The sequence below is a fragment of the Virgibacillus sp. DJP39 genome (assembly GCF_049310925.1).
Classification (GTDB): Bacteria; Bacillota; Bacilli; order Bacillales; family Amphibacillaceae; genus Virgibacillus_F.
Genome location: NZ_JBMERP010000139.1, coordinates 1 through 4,842, shown reverse-complemented (window position 1 = coordinate 4,842; position 4,842 = coordinate 1). Strand labels below are relative to the sequence as shown.

Annotated in this window: 4 protein-coding genes; 3 read left to right on the top strand and 1 reads right to left on the bottom strand. The window is 38.4% G+C overall.

What is annotated here, in order from left to right; translation table 11 throughout:
- Window positions 1-102: 102 nt before the first annotated feature.
- Genes treP through treR form a run of 3 tightly spaced genes read left to right on the top strand, consistent with a single transcriptional unit; the run spans window position 103 to window position 4,403 of the window.
- Complete coding sequence (gene treP, locus ACOI1D_RS21070; protein ID WP_422504110.1) at window positions 103-2,004, top strand: PTS system trehalose-specific EIIBC component; 1,902 nt, start codon at window positions 103-105, stop codon at window positions 2,002-2,004.
- 20 nt (window positions 2,005-2,024) lie between these two features.
- Window positions 2,025-3,674, top strand: coding sequence for an alpha,alpha-phosphotrehalase (gene treC, locus ACOI1D_RS21065; RefSeq protein ID WP_422504108.1), 1,650 nt, complete (start codon window positions 2,025-2,027; stop codon window positions 3,672-3,674).
- 12 nt (window positions 3,675-3,686) lie between these two features.
- Complete coding sequence (gene treR, locus ACOI1D_RS21060) at window positions 3,687-4,403, top strand: trehalose operon repressor (RefSeq protein WP_422504107.1); 717 nt, start codon at window positions 3,687-3,689, stop codon at window positions 4,401-4,403.
- Window positions 4,404-4,594: 191 nt separating this feature from the next.
- On the opposite strand, the gene ACOI1D_RS21055 is transcribed toward treR, so the two are convergent.
- Window positions 4,595-4,777, bottom strand: a complete 183-nt coding sequence (locus ACOI1D_RS21055; RefSeq protein WP_422504105.1) for a hypothetical protein — start codon at window positions 4,775-4,777, stop codon at window positions 4,595-4,597.
- Window positions 4,778-4,842: the final 65 nt, after the last annotated feature.

Genomic DNA, 4,842 nt, shown 5'->3' with positions numbered 1-4,842 from the left:
TGTTGAATGAAAGCCCTTGCATTATATGTATATACAAGTTATACTATTTTCATAAACATGTATATACAAGTTAAAAAGTTTAGGAATAAGGGAGTCCTTTCTATGAAAAATTTAAAAGAATTGATATACGCACCGCTCAGTGGTGAAATTAAACAGTTAAGCGATGTTCCAGATCCAACCTTTGCTGAAAAGATGATGGGTGACGGGCTGGCAATAGAACCAAGCGATGGTAAAGTCGTTGCACCGTTTGACGGAAAGATTGTTCAAATTTTCCCGACTAAACATGCGGTGGGCCTGGAGAGTACAAATGGCGTTGAAGTATTAATTCACATCGGTTTAGAAACAGTCTCGCTGGATGGCGAGGGCTTTGAAGCACATGTAAAACAAGGGGATCAAGTGAAAGCAGGAGACCCGTTAGTTACATTCGATTTAGAATATATTAGAGAAAAAGCTAAAAGTACGATTACACCAATTATCATTACAAATGGAGATGCTTTGTCATCACTTGAAAAGACAAATGAAAATGTAGTGGTAGGTGGAAAGTCTACATTATTTACCGCAATGGTTCAGGGGAAAGCTGAAGAAAACAGCAAAAAAAGTGGTTATGAAAAAGATGCAATAGATATTGTTGAAGCAGTCGGTGGTAAAGAAAATATCAATGTATTTACACATTGTGTAACACGCCTACGCTTTGCGTTAGCTGATCAGGATAAAGTGGACAAGGATGCACTAGAAGACTTAGATATTGTAAAAGGTTCCTTTTTATCAAGTGGCCAGTTCCAGGTCGTAATAGGCCAGGGCACAGTGGATAAAGTATATGCCGCTATGGTTAAGGAAACTGGTTTGGAAGAAGGCAGTAAGGACGATGTAAAGGCTGCAAGTGCACAGAAACAAAATCCCCTCCAACGAGGAATTAAAACATTAGCAGATATTTTCATACCAATTCTTCCTGCTATCGTAACAGCTGGTTTGCTATTAGGTATAAACAATATATTAGTGAATGCTGGGATCTTCTATGAGGACCAATCCATAATTGAAGCTCATCCAGAGTGGTCAGGCATTGCTAGCATGATTAACATAATCGCGAATACCGCATTTACATTTCTACCTGCTTTAATTGGTTGGGCAGCAGTGAAACGGTTTGGTGGAAATCCACTGCTTGGTATCGTTCTAGGTTTAATTATGGTCCACCCAGATTTACTAAATGCATGGGCTTATGGTGATGCATTAAAAGAGGGCACTATTCCAACTTGGAATTTGTTTGGCTTTGAGATTGAAAAGATTGGTTACCAAGGTCAGGTATTACCAGTATTGTTCGCATCATGGGTTTTAGCAAAGATTGAACTCTTTCTAAAAAGAAAAGTAATCGATTCCTTACAGCTATTGATTGTTGCACCAATTGCCTTACTAGTAACTGGTTTCCTGACGTTTATTTTCATTGGACCTGTTATGTTCGCAATAGGTAACGCAATTACTGATGGTCTTGTAATGATGTTTGACTCATTTCCAATTATTGGTGGACTTGTTTATGGAGCAATTTATGCGCCACTTGTAATCACCGGTATGCACCATACATTCTTAGCCGTCGATATTCAGCTTATTGGATCGACTGGAACTACATTCCTATGGCCAATATTGGCTTTATCTAATATTGCGCAAGGTGCTGCAGTATTTGCAATTTGGGTAGCAGCAAAAAACGACAAATTAAAAGGCCTATCTTTAACATCTGGTATTTCAGCTTGGCTTGGAATAACAGAACCTGCAATGTTTGGTGTTAATTTACGCTACAAATATCCATTTGTTGCGGCAGTAATCGGTTCTTCTATTGCCGGTGCTTTCATCACGATGCAAGGTGTAACAGCCGAATCAATTGGAATAGGAGGAGTTCCAGGATTCCTTTCAATTGATAGTAGTATTGCAGCTTTCTTTATAGGAATGGGAATTGTTATTGTGATTCCATTCTTAGTTACGTATTTAATAGCAATCCGTAAAATAAATAAATAATTTGGGCGAGGTGTTTAAACATGACAGAACCGTGGTGGAAAAAGTCAGTCGTATACCAAATCTATCCCAAAAGCTTTCAGGATACTACAGGAAATGGAGTCGGTGATATTCAGGGTATTATCAGCCGGCTCGACTATCTGAAAGAGCTTGGGGTTGATGTTATATGGCTAACACCTGTATATGAGTCTCCACAAAAAGATAATGGTTATGACATTAGTGATTATTTTGCAATCGATAGTATGTACGGAACAATGGAAGACTTCGATGAACTGCTTGGGGAGACACATAAACGTGGCATGAAGCTAATTATGGATTTGGTTATTAATCACACCTCAACAGAAAACAAATGGTTTGTTGAATCTGCCAAATCCAAAGACAATGAATACCGTGATTTCTATATCTGGAAAGATGCTGAGGATGGTAGTGAACCTACTAACTGGCAGTCGAAATTTGGTGGATCTGCGTGGCAATATGAGGAAAAAACGAACCAATATTATTTACATCTGTTTGACAAGACACAGGCGGATTTAAACTGGGAAAATGAAGCGGTTCGTACAAAGCTATATGATATGATGCAGTTTTGGGCAGATAAAGGGATTGATGGATTTCGTTTAGACGTTATCAACCTAATCTCCAAAGACCAGCAATTTCCGGACGATCATGAAGGTGATGGCCGAAAGCACTACACAGATGGGCCTAGAATTCATGAATACCTGCACGAAATGAATCAGGCTGTTTTTTCTAAGGCGGACATGATGACTGTTGGCGAGATGTCGTCAACTACCTTGGAGAATTGTACATTATATACAAATCCTGAACGCAAGGAATTAGATATGACATTTCAGTTTCATCATTTGAAGGTCGATTATCCAAACGGCGAGAAGTGGGCAACTGCACGAGTTGACTTTCAAGCATTGAAGCAAATCCTATCTAAATGGCAGGTTGGCATGCACAAAGGTAAAGGCTGGAACGCATTATTCTGGTGCAACCATGACCAACCGCGTGCAGTATCGAGGTTCGGTGATGATAAAAACTATCGAGTAGAGTCTGCCAAGATGCTGGCAACTACGATACACTTGATGCAAGGGACACCATATATTTATCAGGGTGAAGAAATTGGAATGACAAATCCAGCATTTACTCAAATTGATGAGTACCGTGACGTGGAATCACTAAATGCCTACAAATCATTAAAGAATAATGGTGTGTCAGAGGATGCAATTATTGCTATTTTGCAACAGAAGTCACGAGACAATGCACGTACTCCAATGCAATGGTCAGCTGAGGACCATGCAGGGTTTACGAAAGGTACACCGTGGATTGATGTTGCGAATAATTATCAACAAATTAATGCGCAGCAGGCTTTACAGGACGAAGGATCAATCTTCTATCATTACCAAAAACTGATTGGTCTCAGAAAGCAAAACGATGTTATCACGTATGGTGATTATCAGTTGTTGTTAGAAGAACACCCGCAAGTCTTTGCTTATTCACGTAATTATAATGATCAAACACTTTGCATTGTAAACAACTTTTATGAAAAAGAGGTAGCAGTCGAGTTGCCTTATGAAACTGGGACTGTGTTACTATCAAATTATAAGGATTCGGAAACTAGCCTGGCAAAGCTAACTCTAAGGCCATATGAATCCATTGTTTACGCTATCAAATAGTGGGGAATGTTTATGCAAAAGAAATATCTAACCATTTTTCAGGATTTAACGGTAAAGATACAGGAAAATTACTGGCCGAAGCAGTCCTTGCTGCCTTCTGAAAATGAACTAGCCGAAATGTATACAACATCAAGAGAGACCATTCGAAAAGCATTAAATTTATTGGCGCAAGATGGTTATATTCAGAAGATACGTGGTAAGGGGTCTGTAATAATAGACATTAATAAATTTGACTTTCCTGTATCTGGAATTGTTAGTTTTAAGGAACTGGCAGAAAAGTTGAACCTGCCAACGCGTACAGAAGTACATGATCTGAGCCTGGTATTTCCCTCACGCCATCTACAAAGCACGTTACTTGTAGAAGCGTCTGAAAGAGTATGGACGGTGGTTCGCTCGCGAGCTATTAATGGGGAAAAAGTCATCCTGGATAAAGACTTTTTAATTGAGAAACACGTCCCAATTCTGACGAAAGAAATATGTATAGACTCTATTTACAGACATCTTGAAGAAACATTAAATCTAAAAATCAGTTTTGCAAAAAAAGAGATAATTGTAGAGGAACCAACAGATGAGGATAGAAAACTTCTTGACCTTGAGGGTTATTCTAATGTAGTTGTAATTAAGAGTCTTGTCTATTTGGATGACGCCAGTTTGTTTCAATACACGGAATCCAGACATAGACCCGATAAATTCAGGTTCGTTGACTTTGCCCGCAGAATAAATAAATAAGGCATCAATGAATTGCGCACGTTTTTTAGAAATCCAGAAGCAGATAGATTCATTAAAAAAAAGCTGTATTGGCCTAATTTGGCACAATACAGCTTTTTATCGTTAAACCATTTGAAAGAGGTGGGGGCAAGACTAGGTCTAGAGCCAATACACCTTTAGCAAAGAGTTTCCGCATAACATCAGTTCGCTTCCTAATTTTGACCTTTTCGTTGTTTTTCATTTGGAATATACTTAGTGAAATAAACTGCGAAAATCAGGCTTATAAATGATAATCCCCATGACAGGATACCATTCCAGCGATAATCAAGTTGTAAGCCTATAATAAGAATGACAGCACTAAGTATAATAAACAAGGTCGTTAAATACCGTTTCATTCCTAACACCTCGGCTAATAATCTATAAATAATATCTTCTTATTTATATCATATATTTATATGAA

Coding starts and splice junctions, on each gene's coding strand:
- treP (WP_422504110.1), top strand. CDS start 103: ATGAAAAATTTAAAAGAATTGATATACGCACCGCTCAGTGGTGAAATT.
- treC (WP_422504108.1), top strand. CDS start 2,025: ATGACAGAACCGTGGTGGAAAAAGTCAGTCGTATACCAAATCTATCCC.
- treR (WP_422504107.1), top strand. CDS start 3,687: ATGCAAAAGAAATATCTAACCATTTTTCAGGATTTAACGGTAAAGATA.
- ACOI1D_RS21055 (WP_422504105.1), bottom strand. CDS start 4,777: ATGAAACGGTATTTAACGACCTTGTTTATTATACTTAGTGCTGTCATT.